We start from the raw sequence: 20,509 nt of genomic DNA on the forward strand, positions 1-20,509 counted from the left end.
GCCCGATGACTCTTCTTATACTTTTTGCGTTTTTGGCTATTGGCGTATCTTTTATATGCTCGGTTCTGGAGGCGGCAATACTGTCAGTAACACCGAGTTACATTGCTCACCTAAAAGAATCCAGACCAAAAACGCATAAGCAACTACGTAAACTCAAAGATGGCATCGATAAACCCCTGGCCGCTATTTTAACCTTAAATACAGTAGCTCATACCGCTGGCGCCGCTGGTGTCGGTGCGCAGGTCGGTGTTGTGTTTGGCGACGGTTACCTGGGCGTTGCTTCAGCAGTTATGACGTTACTTATCCTGATTTTGTCTGAAATTATTCCGAAAACCATTGGGGCGAAATTCTGGCGTCCATTGGCGCCCTGGCTTCCGCCAATTTTGAACCTCATGATTCTAACGCTTAAGCCCTTTATTTGGCTGTCAGACCAAATAACAAAACGTATCGGCGGTGGGGAAGAAGAAATTGACGTGCGCTCTGAGATAAAAGCCATGGCAACCATTGGTCACGAGGAAGAGGCTCTGGATGCGGACGAGCGACGTGTTATTTTAAACATTCTTGACCTTCACGACATTCGGGTGAAAGAAGTTATGACACCGCGAACGGTTTGCGAGTCCATACGACCTGACGAAGACATTATGGCTGTTAGTCAAAAGATTCGTGAGCTCCCCTTTTCCCGTTACCCAGTCATCGACGCCGAAGAAGAGCCACACGGCATTCTGTTCCGCAGCGATGTTTTTGACGCCGACGAAGGGACACCTATTCTCGACATTGTTCGCCAAGTTGAAGTCGTTACCGAAACCGTGAGTGTGGAAGCCTTAATGAGCCACCTTATATCCACACGGCAACACATGGCGTTAGTCTATGACGAGCATGGCAGCTGGTTAGGACTTATTACTCTGGAAGATATTATCGAAACCATTTTGGGCACGCCGATAATGGATGAAACCGACAACATTGCCAGCCTACGCCGCTACGCCAGACAACGTTGGGATAAGCGTCTCAAGCGCGACCCAAAGCAAGCGCAGCGCCAGCAAGGTAATGATCATTCGGAATAGTTGATCAAAGCGCTGGTTCGTGATTTTTTTGAGCCAGTGCAAACCTATCCAGGTACCGGCAAAGCCAGCCGCTATCATTGCTCCAATCAAAGGCAACCAGTCTTTGAAAACAAACCCAGCCATACCAAATACAATAGCTTTAGGACCATGCTGGAAAGTCATAACTGCAGCAAAGGTAGCAACGGTTTGCATTCTCTCGCTGAACCGGGCTTTTACGAAGGCCGCCACCAAAGGTCCTGACGCGCCAACAAATAATGCTAAAAACCCCGTTAACAAGCCCCCGCCGACAAGACCCGCACGCCCGGACAAGCTTTGCGGTAATTTTGGCCCCCAGGTTAGCCATAACAGGAAAAGGCCAATGGTAATTTGCAGTATTTCTGTCGGTAACCGAACCAGTAACAGGCTTCCGAGAAAGGTGCCCAATAGCCCAAAAGGCACAAACCAAGCGATAGTCGACCAGTGAATATGTCGCCATGACAGCGCTGCCCGCCCTACGTTCGAGCCCATTTGCACTAAACCATGAACCGGAATAACGGCGCTGCCAGGCAACACTAGCGCAATAACGCCAATCAATACCGCACCGCCCCCAGCACCAGCGACCGCACTTAATAACGACGTTGCCGCAGACAGCAACACTAACCCATAAAATAAAGACTCATTGACCACTGACTTCGACTCCCGGTTTGCGCTGCTCTGGATCAATACGTATAATTCGCGCTCGATTTTTAAATCGACTATTTCCAAACAAGGCTTCGGATTTACGTTCCGAACCGCTGAAAAAGGTAACACGATATGTACATTTGTGCGGCATTGTATAAGTTTGTCGAGCTCAATGACTATGAGCAAATTCGCGAACCACTCTATCAAACCCTTATCGACAACGACGTAAAAGGCACCCTTCTGCTGGCTCGAGAAGGCATTAACGGTACTATTTGCGGTACTCGTGAAGCCATCGATAACGTCTTAGCTTATCTACGTTCAGATGAACGTTTTGCTGACATTGATCACAAGGAATCACCGAGTGAAGAGCAGGCCTTCTACCGCACTAAGGTCAAGCTCAAAAAAGAAATTGTCACTATGGGCGTCGACTGGGTTGATCCTAAGAACACGGTTGGCACCTACGTTGAGCCGGAAAAGTGGAACGACCTGATTTCTGACCCGGAAGTACTGGTTATTGATACTCGTAATGAATACGAGTATGCCGTAGGCACATTTGAGGGTGCAGTAAACCCTAAAACCGATACCTTCCGCGAGTTTCCAGAGTATGTAAAAGAACATCTTGATCCGGAAAAGCACAAGAAAGTCGCCATGTTCTGCACCGGCGGTATTCGCTGTGAAAAGTCTACGGCGTATCTAAAAGAGCAGGGTTTTGACGAGGTTTATCATTTAAAAGGCGGTATTCTGAAATACCTCGAGCTGGTGCCGGAGGACAATAGCCGCTGGAATGGCGAATGCTTCGTGTTTGACCAACGTGTCACTGTGAAGCACGGGCTGGAGCAGGGCGAATACGACCAGTGCTATGCCTGCCGTATGCCTATTACTCAAGAGGAAATGGCTTCTGAGCACTACCAGAAAGGGGTTAGCTGCCCACACTGTTTCGACAAAACCACACCAGAGCAAAAAGAACGTTTCGCCGAGCGCGAACGCCAAATTCAACTTGCTAAAGCGCGCGGCGAGAAACACATTCGCGATGGTAAAGTAGAGTCACTGAGTTGATCTAACTCGCTTCATAAGCGTATTCTCTAATGTAAGCTAAAGCTGACAGTTATCGAATTTAACTGTCAGCTTTATCGATTTTCATCGCTTTCTTTAACCCCACGAATGGACTATGGTTAAAGCATAACGATGACAAAGGAGGGTTTTATGAAACAGTTAAGCGTTATTGGTTTAGACAAGAAAAAAGCCGAGCAACTTGGTGACAAACTGAACGAGTTATTGTCGAACTATCAAGTATTTTACATGAACGTTCGTGGTTTCCATTGGAACATTAAAGGCGAGCGCTTCTTCGAATTGCACGCAAAGTTTGAAGAAACCTACGACGATTTGCTACTGAAAATTGATGAAATTGCAGAGCGTATTCTGACCTTAGGGCAACGCCCTCAGCATGCTTACTCAACGTACATTAAGAACAGCGAAATTGAGGAAGTGAAAGACGTTCACGAAGGTCGCGCTTGTGTTGCGAATATTCTGGACAGTTATCAAACCACCATTCGCTTACAGCGCGAAATTCTGGAGCTTTCAGATGAAGCCGGTGACGAAGGTACTAACGCGCTGATGAGTGACTACATCAAAGAGCAAGAGAAAACAGCGTGGATGCTGACCTCTTATTTAGGTGATTGAAGGCTCGATTAATTGAGCTCAGCCATAAAAAACGCCCCGTCAAAGCGGGGCGTTTTTATTTATACTATGCAGTACTTAGACAAGACCCTTTAGAACGTATAGTTCAAGCGAGCATAGTAGTAGCCACCATTAATACCAAACGGGAAGGTTTCCCAACCGTATTTGAAGCCCGCATCCGAGAATGGAGAGCCTTCGCTGCCCCACTCATCTGGGTAAGTATCAAACAGGTTGTTTGCGCCAATACGGACATTCAGATTATCAGTGAAGTCATAACCAACGGATGCGTCCGTCAACCATTTACCACCCCATTCTTTTTTAACGCCGGTAAATGCCTGACCTTCAACAGAGCCGAAGTAGTTAAACGCTACATTCACATTCCAGGCGTTGCGAGACCAGTCAGCACTAATAGTTGCTTTCTCACTGGGTTGACCTTCTTCCAAACGAAGCACCTGCGTGTCGTTGAAAATATCATCGCCATCAATGAGAGATGACACCGAGTTCACCCGCTCAACTTCGGTGTTCATAAAACTCATGGCCGCAGTTAAGTTTAACTCGCCTTCCATTAACTCAGTTGGGTAAGATGCAATAACATCCAAACCCGTGGTTTTAGTATCAACTGAGTTTGTGAAGAACTGGACTGCGCCAAGCTGATTATCTTCCAATATATCGGCAAATTGCGCTCCCACATCTGCTTGTAGAGGCTCTGAAAGTACAATACGGTCATCAATATTAATTTGATAAGCGTCGATAGTGATATCAAAGCCATTGTTGAACCGCTTAATTAAACCTACGCTGACACTCTCCGAAGTCTCCTCCTCCAACTCCTTAATGCCGAACTGCTGTGCAATTTCATCATTATTAGCTATGGTTGCCGTTTCGACCAAAGTTCCGCCAACAACATTGGTCAAGACTTGGCTATAGTACATTTGTTGCACACCCGGCGCTCTAAAGCCCGTCGAAACAGTACCTCGAAGCGAGAAGTCATTATCAATGTCGTAGCGTGCAGACAATTTTCCGGATATATTGTCTCCGGCAATATCATAGTCTTCATAGCGAAGTGCACCCGCTAGCAAAAAGTCAGGAGTAACATAATACTCCGCATCAACATAGGCACCGTAACTGTCTCTATCAGCATCAATAACTTGTCGGGGGCCAAACCCTGGAAAGCCTTGAATACCTGGCTCTGCAGAAATAGGCTCTCCTTCATCATTTACATAAGGCGTTAAAATTTGTATGTCACGGTCATCTTGTCGCCCGAAAGCCCACGAAACGGGATCGCCCTGATTAATTTGATAACCATCTCGTCTCAATTCAACGCCTAAAGCTAAGTAGAGCAGTTCATTCGCTACATCGACAGTACCATTCACATCGAAGTTGAATGTAGTTTGCTCAAACACTAACTCACCGTCAAAGGCTTCCGTTGGCGTCTCACCATAAATACCGCCATCCGGGTGTGGCTCGTAATACCAACTGGTATTTGCAGAGTTAGACGAATTAAAACCAAACTCATTTTTACCGTAAACGACACTGGCATCCCATAACCAAGCGTTGGGCAAATCACCGCGAATACCTACGGCTAATGATTGGTCATCAGCTTCTGTTGCTAGTTTCGGTAAGAAGCCATCAGGGTAGATAGATTCAATTGTCCTTTGATGATCGCGCCCGCGAAAAAAGCCTGAAGAGCCACCGTCGCGATTCGAAACACCGCCAAACGCGTAAAGCTCAGTGGTATTGCCCAAGTTGTAACCAGCGTTAAACCAAGCGTACATATTCTCTGAGTCTGCGTCGCCAACGTGTAAACGAACGACAGGTTCACCGCTTGGCGACAACCAATCCCCAATAAGTGATGCTTCAGCCGGCGATGCGCGGTTGGTCATGCCGCGGTCACGGTATTCCAACGTACCGTTGAAGAAGCCCTTATCAAACTCTTTACCAAAGTTAATACCAACAGTATTTACTTCGCCGTCTTTTTCATACGTTTGACCTACTTCAGCAGAAATACTGCCGCCCTCGGAGCTTTTCAGCGTAATGTTAATAACACCCGCTATAGCATCAGAGCCGTACTGAGCCGCGGCCCCATCACGAAGAATTTCAACCCGCTCAACCGCTGTAATCGGAATGGCGTTAATGTCGTAGCCCGCTGAGCCTTTACCAATGGTTTCCTGCACGTTCACCAGCGCTTGCTGGTGGCGACGTTTACCATTCACTAAGACCAATACCTGGTCAGGATTTAAACCCCGTAAAGTTGCCGGACGTATAATGTCCGAACCATCTGAAATAGTCGTTGACGAGAAGTTAAATGACGGAGCACTCATTTGCAAAGCTTTACCCAGCTCAGTGGCACCGGTATCAACCAACTGATCGGCTGAGATAATATCAATAGGTGACGCAGACTCTGTAGCCGTCCGACCATTCACACGTGAACCCAGCGTCACAATTCGCTCAATTGACTCGCCGGTTTCGGCATTGACTGCATCTTGAGCCATGGCAGTTGCCGGAACCATAAACGTAGCAGCCAGAGACACTGATAAAAAACCTAGCTTGAAAGGCGCTCTAGTCATAGTTTTTCCCCAATTTTGTTATTTTAGTTTTAAACGACACCTACTTATTAACAACTACACCCACAAAAAAGGTTTAGAAATATGTTATATGACATAAAGAAAGAAAAAATGTGGGGCTTGCGCTTAGTTTATAGTGCGATATATTGAGAAACTGTTAACACAAAAAGAGGAAACCGTTATGACACGCATAGTTGGTATTGTATTAATTATCGTTGGCGCTATCTTGCTTTACTTCTCCTATGAAGCGTCACAATCCATTGCGTCGGAAGTATCGGAAATGGCAACCAATGAACCAACAGACAACACCATTTGGTATTTAATTGGTGGCGTCGCTGCAGTTGTCATTGGCCTGTACGCCACCATTCGCGGCAAGTAAAATCTACAACGCTGTAAACAGGCTATGCTGACGTGTCTCCGGACACGTCAGGTAGTTTCAGTGCGCTTAAAGTAGCTAACACACCAACAACGACCAACACCCATAGTACCGCGTGAGCACCAAAAGCCGCATCAACCCAACCGAGTAACAAACCTGCCAGCAGTACAACACCCATGACAGTATTAGAGACAGCCGTTAACTGCGCTCTATTCTCCTGGTTCGCCATATCAACCAAATACGTTTTACGACCAACGCGCGCACCGTGGTGGGCCACTGCGGACGCAAACAGCAACAAAGCAGCAATCCACTCAAGACCGAGCCAACTCGGAGTCCAATAAAATATAACCAATGCAGCCGCCATGACTAGCGTCGACATGACCGATGCTGCCGCCATAACATGGTGGCTGGCAGAGTCAGACCAGCGCCCCCAAAAACGTCCAGCCAGCAAGCCCGCAAGTCCACTGGCCAGCATAAGGCTACCTAAACTGGTTAACTCTGTATCGCCCTGACGCTGAATAAGCACCACAATGTAGGGAATAGCGAAAGCTGCGGCGACAAGTAAGGCTCGAGTCAAAACGAAGTGTCCAAACTGGCCATTCTTCCAGAGCAATGACATCGACTTAACGGCTTCAGAGACGGCGTTACCGCCACCTTCAGTAGCGCCAGCCACCTCTGGAATTCCTGCATACAAAGCAGCCGCCAAAAGCCATAAAACAACACCGGCTCCCAGCAAAGCTAAAAATAGCCAACGCTGACCGTCTACTTCCGGAGAAAAAACAATCACTAAAGCAGTTAACAAGGTCAGCAACCCAGCGGAAGAAGCTGCTACACCAGATAACCTCCCCCGCCGTGTTTTAGACACTGTTTTACCCGTCACATCCTTATTAGCAACCGAGCAGATACCGCGAGACAAGCTAAATAACGCGAGCAGTAACACGACGCTCCAACCCAGAGCACTGTTACTTAACGTGGCAACCGCAAACAGCATGAGCAACAGCGAGGCGGCCTGCCCGACACTACCTGCAACCCAAAACCACTTTCTAACCGGTTGTTGGCGCAATTGCTGGGCAACAAATAGTTGAGGTAATAGTGCCAATGACTCACGCAAGGGAACTAACGCACTAATAAATATGGCAGGAGCGCCTAACGAACTTAACATCCAAGGCAAGACTAAACGTGCGCTGACCAGGCTGTCACCCAGCTTGGTTAACGTCAGAGACAGCAGCATTAACACAAAAGACTTTGGCTGATGGTTACACGCCGACTCAGGTATATCTTTACACACTCGCGCGTCTTCATCTTCCGCCAGGTAGCCGTAAACCTTCTCGGTTAACTCTTTGTCAGTCATGCTGCTTTCCGTTCTATTTGGAATAGGAGAGTAAATGCTGCCACAAGTTATTCAGCCAATCCACCAAATCGAGCCATTCGGTTATATCCGAAAGCTCGACGTTATATCGGGTGAGTCGCGCGTAGTCTTTGAGTAGTCGCTCAGCCATAGCCTCGTCGAGCTTATTCATGGCAATTGTGTTGGCAATATCAAACAGTGGGTGCCCTATTCCGGCATATTCCCAGTCAATAACTTTAATGGGGGCGGTCATGAGAATATGATTCATCGACAGGTCATTATGGCAAAGCACGGGGTATTCCAACCATTGATCAATCGTCTGCTGGTGTTGGCTTTTCTCTTCCCGAAAAGACTTAGCCAGGGAAGGTTCATAGTTGGAAAGCTGCTGCAGGTAATGCTCTACTTTGTCGTTTAATCTCCAGTGAGGAATGCTTGGCTTAAAGGAGTGAATTTTAGCGAGAACCTCAGCCAATACCGTTGCTTTGATGGCGGGCGATAAGGTTACCTGATTTAATGACGGAGCCTCTAAGTAAGGCTGCAGTAACCAGCCTTCTGCTTCATTCCAGTCCAATACCTCAGGGGCAGCACCGCTTTCAGCAAGCGTTTTCTGCACAGCAACCTCGAGGCCTCGGTCAACCTGAAACAAGCCATCATTTTGCCAGCGTTTTAGTACAAGATCAGAGTCATCGGACTTAAGCCGCAACGTTTGGTTTGACTGCCCACTAGTTAACCGAGTGACTTTTTTAGGTGCAGGTATCATCCGGTACTCTTTACCGGCTCTGGCTGTTGATTACCCTGGTGCCAACGCCACATGGCATACAACACCAGTCCCAGGTAAATCACAAACAATAATGCTGTAGCGACAAACCCCTTACTGGCGTATAAATACACATAAACGCTGTCAATAACCAGCCAGTACCACCAGGTTTCATACGCTTTTTTAGTCACCAGCCACGTCGCCAGCAAGCTAAACACGGTAGTATAAGTATCGAGCCACGCGGCGTCGGCGTCACTAAAAACAGAAAGCGTATAGGCAATTATAGCAGCCAAAGGTATCAGCCAAGCCCACTGTAATAGATGCCACTTAAGCGAGTACTTGGCACCACCAGGGCTCTCTTCGGCAGCAGACTTTTGGAAGCGCCACTGCCACCAGCCGTAACCGGCCATGACGACATAAATAGCCTGCAATACCGACTCCATATACAGCTTACCCTGCCAGAACAATACCGCATATATTCCACAGCTTATGGCTGCTGACAGCCAGCACCATTGCTTCTGATGGGCCGCCAGCACCAAGTACCCCAGTGCGAATAACAGTGCTGCTAATTCCCACAAAGAGCTCATCATTAACTGTTCTAACAGGGTTTCTAGCACGGTTTTTCCTTAGAACGACTTGCTAACAGTTATACCGAAACGACGTGGCTCGCCGTACTGTACATAGGTTTCGTCATTCGCGTACTGAGTTCTGGGGTCATTAGCAAAGTAGAAACCACGCACTTCATAGTCTTCATCCGTTAAGTTCCGTCCCCACAAGCTCACACGCCAATCATCAACGTAATAGTTCACCGCGAAATGCACCAGTGCCATAGAGTCTGACTTCTGATTATGGGAGTTTGAGAAATAGAATTCGTCCTTGCCATCGGCCTGAAGTACCCATTGGACATTCTCACCATACCAACCTTCGAAGCCAACGTTGAACTGATACTGAGGCGCATGAGCTTGCTCACGCCCTGTCATATCCATGCCGTCCTCAGTCACAAAGCCTTCTATTTCGGTCTCCAGCCAACTCGCAGAAGCAAATAATGTGAGCCAGTCGGTCAATTTATTGCGAATTTCGGCTTCAAGACCGTACCCCGTCCCTTCGGCAGCATTCTCAATGTAACCGACAAACGACTGGTTGCGGTTCACCCAACTTTTAAGCTGAACATCATCACGCCAATGGTAAAAAGTGCTCACTCGTGACGTTAAGTCACCGCTTGGGCTACTGCCTTTAACGCCAAATTCGGCACTCCATAGAATTTCAGGCTCAAAAGTAGCGCGTTCCAGCAGGTAGTCTTTTAGCTCGTCGAGACCCTGGTCGTCCGCTTTACCCAGCGCTTCGCCATTAACGCCACCGGACTTATAGCCTCGTGACACGGTCGCATACCAATAGCTGTTTGGTGCTGCCTGGTAGCGTGCACTAAAACTACCACCCACCATGGTATCTTCCGGTTGTGCGTCTATACTGCGACTGTCGGAGTAGTCGTTATCGTACTGCTCAATACGCAAACCGCTAATAGTGGTGAAATCCTCACTCCAGTGCTGCGTCAATTCGCCGTATACCGCGGCATGTTGACTGCGATAATCACTTTGGAAAATATCCGGCTGACCTAGGTCCCAATTAAAGTAATCACGCGTTAGTTCGACGTCTTTATCGTAATAATAAACACCCGCTACCCACTCACTGTCTACTCCCAGCAACACTTGCGGGGCATCCGACAACCAGCGAACCTCGGCGGTTTTGTCTTTTCTGTCACGCAAGTAAGCATCAAACGACGAATATTCCCAACCGGGCGCAATACCGACGTACGTCCAGTCTTCATCAAAGGCGTAAGCAGTATCTGCGTTTAAAATACTCGCTGACAACTCAAGTCGGCTGTTATCCCAACCTAAATAATTCAATGTGGTTTTTACCGCATCACTTTCAAGGCGGTCGTAGCCCGGCTCGTCTGACAGCGTGGTTCGGTTGTTATCAAGACTGAATACGTCATAGCCGTTATCAACATCGTTGTAGTGCAAAACTGTGTCTAACGTCCAGTTATTGGTAAATTGGGTGTTCAATAAAAAGCGAACGCCAAGTTCGTCTCTATCGTTGGTGTCGTCCCTTTCTAAATAGGCATTCTCAATGTAGCCGTCTTGCTTAAACTGACTAACAGAGAAGCGGGCATTACCTAATACACCCAGTTGACCGCCTAATGCTAAACCACCCATGCGTTCATCATAATTACCGGCTGACAACTCAAACTGACCGCTAAAGTTCTCCGTGGGCTGTACGCTATCAAGCAATACTAAGCCGGCCATTGCGTTCACACCAAAACGACCGCTTTGGGGCCCTCGAAATACCTCAACCTGGTTTATATCGAAAAGGGACGCAGCCGTGCCTAAGCCACTGTAATCAATGCCATCTATAATAAGACCGACTGACGGGCTAATTGGATCAACAAACTGAGAACGCTCACCCATGCCGCGAATCTGAATAAAGCGTGCAGTCGATGTACCGCCGGAGAAATTAACATTGGCAAAGCTGTTGAGCGTATCTTCTAAATGCTGCGCATTTCGCTGCTGCATTGCATTTTGGTCAATAATGGACACACTGCTGGTCGTCTCGTTCAGAGTGCGTTGATGAAAGTCACCGGTGACTTCAATTACTTCCATTGCATTGGTATCAACAGTATCGGCGGCACTCGCGCATAACGGTATACCCGCAAAGGCAGCGATCAGGCAGGTAGAGAGATAAGAGTGAACTTTTTTCATGGATCATTTCCTCAAAACAAAGTCAGAAACGATCCGGTAAGGCTGTATTAGACGGGTTTTCTACCATCCCTACGCCAGTATTAACCGGATCAGGTTTTAAGGGTTCGCTTTTGCATCTCAGCCGTTGCCGGCACCCCTTGGTAAAGCGGCGTCAGTATAACGCAGCTTATCTATTTAACAAATTGTCTTTAAATGAACGACAATGCGTCGCCGTAAAGGTTTTCTAACGGCACGCCTTGGGCGACAAAATCGTCCCTAATAACACGCACCATTTCGAAGCGACCGGCCATGTAAACTTCGCAGTCTTGCAAGTTTTGTTGGCGCGTCATTACCGCCTGATGAACCAACCCAATGGAATACGGCCAGTCTCCGGCGGCGTCTTCAAGCACTGGGTGATAGTCAAAATACTCATGTTCACTGGCTAAACGCTCGAGTTCATCGTGCAGATACAAATCGGCTTGAGTTTTTGCGCCCCAATATAACGTTAACGGGCGCTCCGGCGTTGCTCGTAAATGTTGCTGTAAAATAGAGTAAGCGTATGAAAAGCCAGTGCCGCCTGCTATTAAAACGGCCGGTTTGTCACTGCCCTGGCGGTAGAAAGCAATACCATCGGGGGCTTCTATCTTGACTTCACCCTCAGCTCGGATCTTATCCAGCACCTCCATAGCGTAGCTATTGTCTGGCGTAGCCCCTACATGGAGTAACCACTCACTATCGCTTGACGGGCACGACGCAATGCTAAAAGGTCGCTTATCTCTTTCGCCCATGACAACCATTAAATACTGGCCTGCTTTAAACGCCACTGGCTGCGGCAATTGCAAACGCACTTCCCAAACAGCGTCCGCTAACTGACGCGAAATCTCGGCTTTACAGGTCATTTGTTGACTCATTCACGACTCCATAATGTTCAGTTCGTCCCACAACTGGTCGACACGCTGCTTAACTTCTTCACTCATGACAATAGGCTCGCCCCACTCACGATCGGTTTCGCCCGGCCACTTATTGGTTGCATCCATGCCCATTTTTGAGCCAAGGCCCGACACCGGCGAGGCGAAGTCTAAGTAATCAATTGGTGTGTTTTCAACCAAAGTGGTGTCGCGAGCCGGATCCATTCGGGTCGTCATAGCCCAAATCACGTCTTTCCAGTCTCGCGCATTCACATCGTCGTCACACACAATCACGAACTTGGTGTACATAAACTGACGCAAGAAAGACCAAACGCCCATCATCACCCGTTTGGCATGGCCTGAGTACTGCTTCTTAATAGTGACTACGGCTAAACGGTACGAACAGCCTTCCGGTGGCAGATAAAAATCCACAATTTCCGGAAACTGCTTTTGCAATAACGGAATGAAAACTTCGTTCAAAGCCACACCCAGCACCGCTGGCTCGTCTGGCGGACGACCGGTATAAGTACTGTGGTAAATTGGGTCCTTACGATGAGTCACATGCGTCACGGTAAACACCGGAAACTCATCCACTTCGTTGTAATAGCCAGTATGGTCGCCATAGGGCCCTTCCGGCGCCATTTCACCCGGCTCAATGTAACCTTCCAGAATAATTTCTGCATGTGCCGGAACTTGTAAGTCATTGCTTAGGCACTGTGTCACTTCGGTTTTACTGTCGCGCAGCAAACCAGCAAAGGCGTATTCAGAGAGACTATCCGGCACCGGCGTTACGGCACCCAGAATAGTCGCAGGGTCAGCACCTAAGGCTACCGAGACAGGGAATTTCTCACCCGGATGCTGCTGGCACCACTCCTGAAAATCCAACGCGCCACCGCGATGCGACAACCAGCGCATAATCAACTTATTCGGGCCTAACAGTTGCTGGCGATAAATACCTAAGTTCTGGCGCTCTTTATGTGGCCCCCGGGTCACTGTAAGCCCCCAGGTGACTAACGGCGCTACATCGCCCGGCCAACAATGCTGAATCGGCAACTTGGTTAGGTCAACGTCATCGCCACTCATTACTACCTGCTGACATGGCGCCTTTTTAAGCTTTTTCGGCGACATACTCAGCACTTTTTTGTACGTTGGCAGCAAATTCAACGCATCGCGGAAGCCCTTCGGCGGCTCCGGCTCTTTTAAAAACGCCAGTAATTTGCCGACATCACGCAAAGCTGTCACTGACTCTTGCCCCATACCCAAAGCCACACGCTCTGGCGTACCAAAGAGGTTCGCCAACACCGGCATGTCATGACCTTTCACGTTCTCAAACAATAAGGCTGGGCCCTCTGCTTTCAGCGTACGGTCAGATATTTCGGTAATTTCAAGGTAGGGGTCTATTTCTTGCTGGATGCGTTTAAGTTCACCGCGCTCTTCGAGGAGCGCGATGAAGTCTCGCAGATCTTGATATTTCATACGCCGCTTAGCTGTTGCGTTGACGCTTCATCGATTCGAAGAATTCGTCGTTGGTCTTAGTCATCTGCAAACGGTCAATCAGGAACTCCATGGCTTCAACTTCGCCCATTGGGTTCATAATCTTCCGCAGGATCCACATTTTCTGCAGCTCGTCCTGAGACGTCAGCAATTCTTCACGACGTGTACCTGAACGGTTAAAGTCGATTGCAGGGAAAACACGTTTCTCTGCCAACTTACGGTTCAAATGCAGTTCCATGTTACCGGTACCTTTAAACTCTTCGTAGATAACTTCGTCCATCTTCGAGCCGGTATCGATAAGCGCAGTTGCAATAATGGTTAAGCTGCCGCCTTCTTCAACGTTACGTGCTGCACCAAAGAAACGTTTTGGCTTGTGTAGCGCGTTAGCGTCCACACCACCCGTCAGGACTTTACCTGAGCTTGGAATAACGGTGTTATAAGCGCGCGCCAAACGAGTAATCGAGTCTAATAAGATGACAACATCTTTTTTGTGCTCAACCAAACGCTTCGCTTTTTCGATAACCATTTCAGCGACCTGTACGTGGCGGCTGGCAGGCTCATCGAAGGTTGAAGCAACCACTTCACCCTGCACCAAACGGTGCATTTCCGTTACTTCTTCCGGACGCTCATCAATAAGCAGTACAATAAGCTCTGCTTCAGGATGATTCGCCGCAATAGAAGTCGCAACGTTCTGCAGTAATAACGTTTTACCCGCTTTCGGCGGTGCAACAATAAGACCACGCTGGCCTTTACCAATAGGTGCCGACAAGTCGAGAACACGCGCCGTAATATCTTCAGTACTGCCATTGCCGCGCTCTAAACGAAAACGTTCGTCTGCATGCAGTGGTGTCAGGTTTTCAAAGAGAATTTTATTACGGGAGTTTTCAGGCTTGTCGAAGTTAACTTCGCGAATTTTCAGAAGAGCAAAATAACGTTCGCTGTCTTTCGGCGGTCGAATTTTGCCGCCAATAGTGTCGCCGGTGCGTAAGTTAAAGCGACGAATTTGGCTAGGCGATACATAAATATCATCGGGGCCGGCCAAATATGACGAGTCGGCTGATCTCAAGAAGCCGAAGCCGTCCTGCAAAATTTCCAACACACCGCCGCCGTATATGTCTTCACCGCTTTTTGCGTGCGCCTTTAAAATAGCAAAAATGATGTCCTGCTTGCGCAGACGGGCCATATTCTCAAGGCCCATTGAGTCCGCGAGCTCAACAAGCTCGTTTACGGGTTTATCTTTAAGTTCAGTTAGATTCATAGGAGGGTTTTCGAGTTATCGATTGAACACAAAGCCTTTTTATTGACTCTAGAATATTAAAACAATTGGAACGTTCGGATTTCGCGAGTTGCGAAGTCAGAAACAGAAGTTTCTCTTACTTAACAAGGCGCGCCGGTGGAGTTGGCAAACCTGCTTGAATAGTTAATAAACAGAAAGGTATCACCAAAATTAGAGTTCGTCCAGTTTTGCTAACAAAAACGGCGCATAATGCGCCGCTTTTTGATACCGATTAAATATGTTGGTCAAGAAATTCAACCAGCTGCGCTCGAGATAGCGCGCCAACTTTGGTTGCCACCACATCGCCGTCTTTGAATAACAGCAGCGTAGGAATACCGCGGATATTAAATTTCGGCGGGGTTTGTTCATTATGGTCCACATTCAGCTTACCAATAACTAACTTACCTGCGTACTCTTCGGCAATGTCGTCCAGAATTGGCGCGACCATTTTACAAGGCCCACACCATTCGGCCCAAAAGTCGACCAGTACAGGTTTATCGGATTTGATGACATCTTCTTCAAAACTGTCATCGCTTAGCTGAACAATTGCGTCACTCATGGTACTCTCCGCTAAATTCTTTCGCGTGGAAATATAGAATAGTATTATTTCTGTTTTTGAATACAAGCGCAAACTGATATGCTTATAACTTATGAATAAAACACATCTTTCAGAAACTCGTTTCGCTGATTTGGCGCTTCACCCCAAATTACAGCAAGCGCTATCCAATGCCGGATTCGAATATTGTACTCCAATCCAGGCGTTAAGTCTGCCTGTTGCGTTATCTGAGCGCGACGTTGCTGGTCAGGCTCAAACTGGAACAGGGAAAACCTTGTCATTTCTTCTGGCGACTTTCAACCGCTTAATGCAGAACGCGTCGTCCGAAAAAACCGATTCAGGCCCTCGTGCACTCATTATGGCTCCTACGCGAGAACTGGCCATTCAGATTGCCCACGACGCAGAACCATTGCTTGAAAGCTGTGGTTTGAACATGGGTGTCATATACGGTGGCGAAGGCTACGACGCTCAAAAAGAACAACTGAGCAATAGTCCGGACATTCTCGTTGGTACTACCGGTCGCCTCATCGACTTTTATAAGCAAGGCTTATTCTCATTGAATGACATTGAGGTGGTGGTGCTGGACGAAGCCGATCGCATGTTTGACTTAGGCTTCATCGATGACATTCGTTACTTACTTAGAAAAATGCCTGAGCCAGCGAAACGCCTGAACCTGTTATTCTCAGCGACGTTGTCCTATCGTGTGCAGGAGCTTGCCTACGAGCACATGAACGCGCCAACGAAACTGGAAGTTGAGCCGGCACAGAAAACGGCAGTGCGGGTCACCGAAGAATTATTTTACCCGTCTAAGCCGGACAAACTCCCGCTTCTGTTGACGCTTATTGAGGAAGATTGGCCTGAAAAAGCCATTGTGTTCGCTAATACCAAGCACGGTTGTGAAAAAGTTCACGGCTGGTTAGTGGCAAACGGCCACCGAGCAGGCCTACTCACAGGTGACGTCCCCCAAAAGAAACGACTCAAAATTCTCGATGACTTCTCAGAAGCCCGCATCGACTTTTTGGTTGCAACCGATGTCGCTGCACGCGGACTGCATATTCCGGAAGTGACGCATGTCTATAACTTCGATTTACCGGACGACTGTGAAGATTACGTGCATCGCATAGGACGCACGGGCCGTGCTGGCGCAAGCGGCGCAGCTATTAGCCTGGCGTGTGAGGAGTATGTTTATAACCTTCCGGCTATTGAAGAGTATATTGGCCACAGCATTCCGGTTACTAAGTACGATGCCGACGCTATGTTGAGTGACTTGAGACGTCCTCGCCCACCACAGCGCCGTCGCCGCCATAACTCTGGTGGCAATAAAGGCAAACCACGGGGTCGACGCTCTGGTCCACCAAGGTCATAAACGCCAATGGCGCTGAAAAAGAAAAAACTGGCTGCCATCGACATGGGCTCAAACAGCTTTCATTTGTTGATGGCAGAAGTTTCAATGACCGGTTTTTTCCCAAAGCCCCGAGTGCTCACACGCCACAAACAGAAAGTCAGGCTGGCCGACGGGCTCAACGCAGCAAATATCATTGATGACGACGCAGCAAAAAGAGCATGCCTATGCCTGTCAGGTTTTGCCGCAGAGCTCGAACAATTCCAGCCCGATGCAGTGACCGTTGTCGCCACAGCTGCACTGCGTAAAGCCAGTAATCAGATCCAGCTGCTCGAGCAATTTGAAAACGCTTTAGGACACCCTATTCAGGTCATTACCGGCGAACAGGAAGCTGAGTTAATTTATTCAGGTGTTTGCAGTGTGTCTCAGTGTACTGACGACGTTCTGGTCATCGATATCGGAGGCGCCAGTACCGAAATCATTGCAGGGCACGGTTTAAACCCAAAATACTTGCAAAGTCTGGATATGGGGTGTGTGGTTTTTCAGAATCGCTATTTTAGTGGTGGCATACTCAATGACAGCGCTTTTGAACAAGCAAAAAATGAAGCATCCTCGCTGATTGAGCCTTTTCTCAACGACTATCGCCAGCACAGTTGGCAGCGTGTACTGGGAGCATCAGGTACGTTCAGAGCCGTCAGTGAAATAGCCCACGCCGAAGGTCAAACACAATTAACGCGTGAATGGCTGAATACATTGATGAAACGCTGCGCCGAAAAAGGAGCAGTGGAGGCACTCGATTTTCCTGGCTTAAGAGAGGACAGAAAAGCGGTGCTTGCCGGTGGCTTAGCCATTCTTGCGGGCATTACTGAAGCATTGAATATAGAAGAGTTTGAGGTGACTTATGGCGCACTGCGCGAGGGGTTACTCGCACAGCTTGCCAATGAAGTAACGGCGTAACGATTATTCAGACTTCGCCCACTTTTCAGCAATGGATTTAGCAAAGTACGTCAAAATGCCATTAGCACCCGCACGCTTAAATGCCAATAAACTCTCTTCAATAACATCGTCGCCCAGCCAACCGTTGGCAATGGCAGCCTGCAACATGGCATATTCACCGCTCACTTGATACGCAAAGGTCGGTACGCCAAACTTGTCTTTTACCCGACGCACGATATCTAAGTAGGGCATTCCCGGTTTCACCATCACCATGTCAGCCCCTTCCTGAATATCCAACGCAATTTCATGTAGGGCTTCATCGGAATTTGCCGGATCCATCTGGTAAGTCTTTTTATCACCGCCCTTCAAATTACCGGCAGAGCCAACTGCGTCTCTGAAAGGTCCGTAAAATGCACTGGCGTATTTAGCAGAGTACGCCATTATCTGAGTATTATGGAAACCTTCAGCTTCCAATGCATCACGGATAGCACCAATACGGCCGTCCATCATGTCTGACGGCGCGACAACATCAGCACCGGCCTTAGCATGAGAGAGCGCCTGTTTAACCAGGACTTCAGTAGTAATGTCGTTTTGGACATAACCGCTGTCGTCAATAATGCCGTCCTGTCCATGAGTCGTGAACGGATCCAGAGCGACGTCAGTCATCACACCCAGCTCAGGGTACTCTGCTTTTATTGCTTTCACCGCCCGCTGCGCCAAACCATTATCATCATAGGCCGCTTCTGCCATCTCGGACTTTGCCGAAGCCCGGGTTACCGGAAATAGCGCTACCATTGGAATACCAAGCTCGACCAAGCGCTGACATTCAGCGACAAGTAAGTCGATACTCAGACGCTCAACGCCGGGCATAGAGTCAACCGTTTCGCGTTCATTCTGTCCTTCCAGCACAAACACAGGGTAAATTAAATCGTTCACAGACAGTTGGTTTTCCGCAACCAGTCTGCGGCTGAAATCTGAACGTCTTAAACGTCTTAAACGGCGTTTTGGGAATGCCCCTTCATTAGTCATTGCTTACTCCTGCTTTACTACCCAGCAACCTGGTCACGACCCTGATTTTTAGCGTTATACAAGGCTTCGTCGGCGGCTTTGAAAAGCTCTTCAACATTATCAAAAATACGGTTGCTGGTTGATATAACACCGGCACTGATGGTGATACGTTGCTCACCAACATCGGTTTCAAAAGCGTGCTCCCGAACCATACTTAACAACTGTTCAGCGAAAGTTCTCGCATCATCAAGGTCCGTTTCCGGCAGAATAATGGCAAACTCTTCGCCACCATAGCGGCACACAACATCGGCGGCGCGTTTTGCGTGCCGATTCATTAAATCAGCCAACTGTTTTAAAATCTGATCGCCAACCAAGTGCCCATGGGTATCGTTAATGGGTTTAAAGTGATCAACATCTATCATCAGCAATGCCAGCGGAAGCTCTCTGCGCATTGTACGGCGTAGCTCCCGTTCTAAGTGCTGCTGGAAGTAACGGCGGTTATAAAGACCTGTGAGCGGATCTTCCATGTTTTTCTGTTCAAGCTCACTATTGACGTCCTGCAACTCACGCAGCGCAATTTGTAGCTCAAAGGTACGTTCTTCAACGTTTTCCTCAAGCTCTTGGTTGTATTTTTGCTGTGCCGCCAGGCGCTCCTTGCGCTGTTCATTATAGCGCACTGCCAGTACCCAGGACAGAAGTAAAATCTCAATACCCGAGCCAAGCATGATGGCATGGCGCTGAATGAACATACTGTCGATAACGCCTAAATAACCGAGCGAGTTAGCGACAACCGATAGCAATAGACTGCACCAGGCCAATGTGAATATGCGCGCATAAAGAAAACCTTTACGCCATAAGTAAGCGCCCACTAACAATAAGAAAAAGCAGCCCGGAGCCGCTAATATCAGCAGTACATGAATACTAATACGGTAACTGGCGAATATCCCCACCACTAAACTGGCGGCGGACAAAAATGCCATAACCATCAACCCACGTCCCAGTGTATTTCGGTATCGTTTCAACTCTAATAACTGATACGCAAATAAGGCGGCGGTTAAAAATGCCAGGCTACCGAATATGGGTATGCCCTTATCCTGGAGATAAATAGACTCCGGCCAGAGGTAATGAAAACCCAGCCCTTCCAGAGATAACATCAGACCCGCGAAAAACACGGTATATAACGAGTACAGACCAAACTCCGGCTCACGCGACGCGACAAACCCGAACAGGTTATAAACCGCCATACACAGCAGAACGCCAAAGTAGATACCCTCGGCAATACGCCGATTCATTTGAGTTTCAAAAAAGCCAATGTTGGATCGCACAGCTATTGGCAAGCGCATTGAGCTTTGGCTCGACGCACCCAGGTACACAGTTCCGCTGGTTCCTTTGGGAAGGGGAACAGCAAATTCAGACGTGGGAATTGGGCGCTCATGAAACGGCTTGGTATCGCCGAGCTTGTAGGTTTTTATACCTGCGTCGGTTTGTATATAAATATTTAGCTCATCGAGCAGCGGGTAAGCAATGTGCAGCACTCGATCAATATTTGAGTCTTTTAACTGAAACCGGAACCAATACTCGTCAGTTGTGTAACCAAAAGACGCTCTATTCGTTTCCAGCTCTGACCACAGATCGTCGTCGAGCAGCTTAACCTCGTCCAATGACAGCTTTTGCTCACTGTTTGTGTACTCGATAGCTAAAGATGTCTCTGCTTTGGTCAGCAATTGGGCATGCGACGAAAACGCGACAGCCATACCGATGGCTAACAGCATCATCAGCAAAAAGTGTTTTGTCAGTCGTCGTGTTAAGCGCAA

Annotated in this window: 18 protein-coding genes and 1 riboswitch; of the genes, 6 read left to right on the forward strand and 12 right to left on the reverse strand. The window is 48.2% G+C overall.

The genetic code is table 11. From position 1 onward, the window contains the following. The first annotated feature begins 5 nt into the window (after nt 1-5). A complete protein-coding gene (locus tag CWI73_RS09680; protein ID WP_126752602.1) occupies nt 6-1,061 on the forward strand; it encodes a CNNM domain-containing protein in 1,056 nt (351 codons plus the stop codon). Here the strand turns inward: CWI73_RS09680 and CWI73_RS09685 are convergent. Further along, the gene (locus tag CWI73_RS09685; protein WP_241968881.1) at nt 969-1,805 is read right to left on the reverse strand and encodes a sulfite exporter TauE/SafE family protein; all 837 of its coding nucleotides are present in this window, start codon (nt 1,803-1,805) and stop codon (nt 969-971) included. The two genes, CWI73_RS09680 and CWI73_RS09685, sit on opposite strands and share 93 nt — an antisense overlap. Nucleotides 1,806-1,853: 48 nt before the next feature. Here CWI73_RS09685 and trhO point away from each other — a divergent pair, with 48 nt between their 5' ends. Continuing rightward, a complete protein-coding gene (gene trhO / locus CWI73_RS09690; protein ID WP_126752603.1) occupies nt 1,854-2,777 on the forward strand; it encodes an oxygen-dependent tRNA uridine(34) hydroxylase TrhO in 924 nt (307 codons plus the stop codon). A gap of 147 nt (nt 2,778-2,924) precedes the next feature. After that, on the forward strand, nt 2,925-3,401 hold the full coding sequence (locus CWI73_RS09695; RefSeq protein ID WP_053953276.1) for a Dps family protein: 477 nt from the start codon (nt 2,925-2,927) through the stop codon (nt 3,399-3,401). An 89-nt stretch (nt 3,402-3,490) separates the two neighbouring features. Here the strand turns inward: CWI73_RS09695 and CWI73_RS09700 are convergent, their stop codons facing one another. Then, a complete protein-coding gene (locus CWI73_RS09700; protein WP_126752604.1) occupies nt 3,491-5,962 on the reverse strand; it encodes a TonB-dependent receptor plug domain-containing protein in 2,472 nt (823 codons plus the stop codon). A gap of 178 nt (nt 5,963-6,140) precedes the next feature. Between CWI73_RS09700 and CWI73_RS09705 the strand changes: the two genes are divergently transcribed. Continuing rightward, nucleotides 6,141-6,338, forward strand: coding sequence for a DUF3185 family protein (locus CWI73_RS09705; RefSeq protein ID WP_126752605.1), 198 nt, complete (start codon nt 6,141-6,143; stop codon nt 6,336-6,338). 22 nt (nt 6,339-6,360) lie between these two features. Here CWI73_RS09705 and CWI73_RS09710 read toward each other — a convergent pair whose 3' ends face one another. From CWI73_RS09710 to trxA, 8 genes are all read right to left on the reverse strand, one after another. Then, nucleotides 6,361-7,686, reverse strand: coding sequence for an MFS transporter (locus CWI73_RS09710; protein WP_126752606.1), 1,326 nt, complete (start codon nt 7,684-7,686; stop codon nt 6,361-6,363). Between the two features lie 13 nt (nt 7,687-7,699). Then, nucleotides 7,700-8,443 carry a choline/ethanolamine kinase family protein gene (locus CWI73_RS09715; RefSeq protein WP_126752607.1) on the reverse strand — a complete coding sequence of 248 codons (744 nt, stop codon included), beginning with the start codon at nt 8,441-8,443 and terminating at the stop codon, nt 7,700-7,702. Next, nucleotides 8,440-9,057 (reverse strand): nicotinamide riboside transporter PnuC, encoded by a 618-nt coding sequence (gene pnuC, locus CWI73_RS09720; protein WP_241968882.1) that lies wholly within the window; start codon nt 9,055-9,057, stop codon nt 8,440-8,442. Before pnuC ends, CWI73_RS09715 begins: the two co-directional genes overlap by 4 nt. Before the next feature lie 9 nt (nt 9,058-9,066). Next, nucleotides 9,067-11,196 (reverse strand): TonB-dependent receptor, encoded by a 2,130-nt coding sequence (locus CWI73_RS09725; protein WP_126752608.1) that lies wholly within the window; start codon nt 11,194-11,196, stop codon nt 9,067-9,069. A 49-nt stretch (nt 11,197-11,245) separates the two neighbouring features. Then, a riboswitch (TPP riboswitch) is annotated at nt 11,246-11,344 on the reverse strand. Between the two features lie 40 nt (nt 11,345-11,384). After that, nucleotides 11,385-12,086: an NAD(P)H-flavin reductase gene (gene fre, locus CWI73_RS09730; protein WP_126752609.1), complete on the reverse strand. Its 702-nt coding sequence runs from the start codon at nt 12,084-12,086 to the stop codon at nt 11,385-11,387. Next, entirely contained in the window at nt 12,087-13,559 is a 1,473-nt protein-coding gene (gene ubiD, locus CWI73_RS09735) for a 4-hydroxy-3-polyprenylbenzoate decarboxylase (RefSeq protein WP_126752610.1), read from the reverse strand. Nucleotides 13,560-13,566: 7 nt separating this feature from the next. Next, nucleotides 13,567-14,835: a transcription termination factor Rho gene (gene rho, locus CWI73_RS09740; protein ID WP_053953284.1), complete on the reverse strand. Its 1,269-nt coding sequence runs from the start codon at nt 14,833-14,835 to the stop codon at nt 13,567-13,569. A 250-nt stretch (nt 14,836-15,085) separates the two neighbouring features. After that, nucleotides 15,086-15,412, reverse strand: coding sequence for a thioredoxin TrxA (gene trxA, locus CWI73_RS09745; protein ID WP_126752611.1), 327 nt, complete (start codon nt 15,410-15,412; stop codon nt 15,086-15,088). 91 nt (nt 15,413-15,503) lie between these two features. On the opposite strand from trxA, the gene rhlB reads away from it, so the two are divergent. After that, entirely contained in the window at nt 15,504-16,775 is a 1,272-nt protein-coding gene (rhlB, locus tag CWI73_RS09750) for an ATP-dependent RNA helicase RhlB (RefSeq protein WP_126752612.1), read from the forward strand. Nucleotides 16,776-16,781: 6 nt separating this feature from the next. Beyond that, nucleotides 16,782-17,708 (forward strand): Ppx/GppA family phosphatase, encoded by a 927-nt coding sequence (locus CWI73_RS09755; protein WP_126752613.1) that lies wholly within the window; start codon nt 16,782-16,784, stop codon nt 17,706-17,708. A gap of 3 nt (nt 17,709-17,711) precedes the next feature. On the opposite strand, the gene hemB is transcribed toward CWI73_RS09755, so the two are convergent. Together hemB and CWI73_RS09765 are read right to left on the reverse strand one after the other, a co-directional pair. Next, entirely contained in the window at nt 17,712-18,716 is a 1,005-nt protein-coding gene (gene hemB / locus CWI73_RS09760; RefSeq protein WP_126752614.1) for a porphobilinogen synthase, read from the reverse strand. A gap of 17 nt (nt 18,717-18,733) precedes the next feature. Then, nucleotides 18,734-20,509, reverse strand: coding sequence for a sensor domain-containing diguanylate cyclase (locus CWI73_RS09765; RefSeq protein WP_241968883.1), 1,776 nt, complete (start codon nt 20,507-20,509; stop codon nt 18,734-18,736).

It is taken from the genome of Idiomarina piscisalsi (genome assembly GCF_003987095.1).
In the GTDB taxonomy this organism is placed as follows: Bacteria; Pseudomonadota; Gammaproteobacteria; order Enterobacterales; family Alteromonadaceae; genus Idiomarina; species Idiomarina piscisalsi.

Bases quoted from the DNA above. Each gene is read 5' to 3' on its own strand.
- CWI73_RS09755 (WP_126752613.1), top strand. From the start codon at position 16,782: ATGGCGCTGAAAAAGAAAAAACTGGCTGCCATCGACATGGGCTCAAAC.
- CWI73_RS09710 (WP_126752606.1), bottom strand. From the start codon at position 7,686: ATGACTGACAAAGAGTTAACCGAGAAGGTTTACGGCTACCTGGCGGAA.
- CWI73_RS09725 (WP_126752608.1), bottom strand. From the start codon at position 11,196: ATGAAAAAAGTTCACTCTTATCTCTCTACCTGCCTGATCGCTGCCTTT.
- rhlB (WP_126752612.1), top strand. From the start codon at position 15,504: ATGAATAAAACACATCTTTCAGAAACTCGTTTCGCTGATTTGGCGCTT.
- CWI73_RS09705 (WP_126752605.1), top strand. From the start codon at position 6,141: ATGACACGCATAGTTGGTATTGTATTAATTATCGTTGGCGCTATCTTG.
- CWI73_RS09715 (WP_126752607.1), bottom strand. From the start codon at position 8,443: ATGATACCTGCACCTAAAAAAGTCACTCGGTTAACTAGTGGGCAGTCA.
- CWI73_RS09695 (WP_053953276.1), top strand. From the start codon at position 2,925: ATGAAACAGTTAAGCGTTATTGGTTTAGACAAGAAAAAAGCCGAGCAA.
- fre (WP_126752609.1), bottom strand. From the start codon at position 12,086: ATGAGTCAACAAATGACCTGTAAAGCCGAGATTTCGCGTCAGTTAGCG.
- hemB (WP_126752614.1), bottom strand. From the start codon at position 18,716: ATGACTAATGAAGGGGCATTCCCAAAACGCCGTTTAAGACGTTTAAGA.
- CWI73_RS09680 (WP_126752602.1), top strand. From the start codon at position 6: ATGACTCTTCTTATACTTTTTGCGTTTTTGGCTATTGGCGTATCTTTT.
- trxA (WP_126752611.1), bottom strand. From the start codon at position 15,412: ATGAGTGACGCAATTGTTCAGCTAAGCGATGACAGTTTTGAAGAAGAT.
- CWI73_RS09700 (WP_126752604.1), bottom strand. From the start codon at position 5,962: ATGACTAGAGCGCCTTTCAAGCTAGGTTTTTTATCAGTGTCTCTGGCT.
- ubiD (WP_126752610.1), bottom strand. From the start codon at position 13,559: ATGAAATATCAAGATCTGCGAGACTTCATCGCGCTCCTCGAAGAGCGC.
- trhO (WP_126752603.1), top strand. From the start codon at position 1,854: ATGTACATTTGTGCGGCATTGTATAAGTTTGTCGAGCTCAATGACTAT.
- rho (WP_053953284.1), bottom strand. From the start codon at position 14,835: ATGAATCTAACTGAACTTAAAGATAAACCCGTAAACGAGCTTGTTGAG.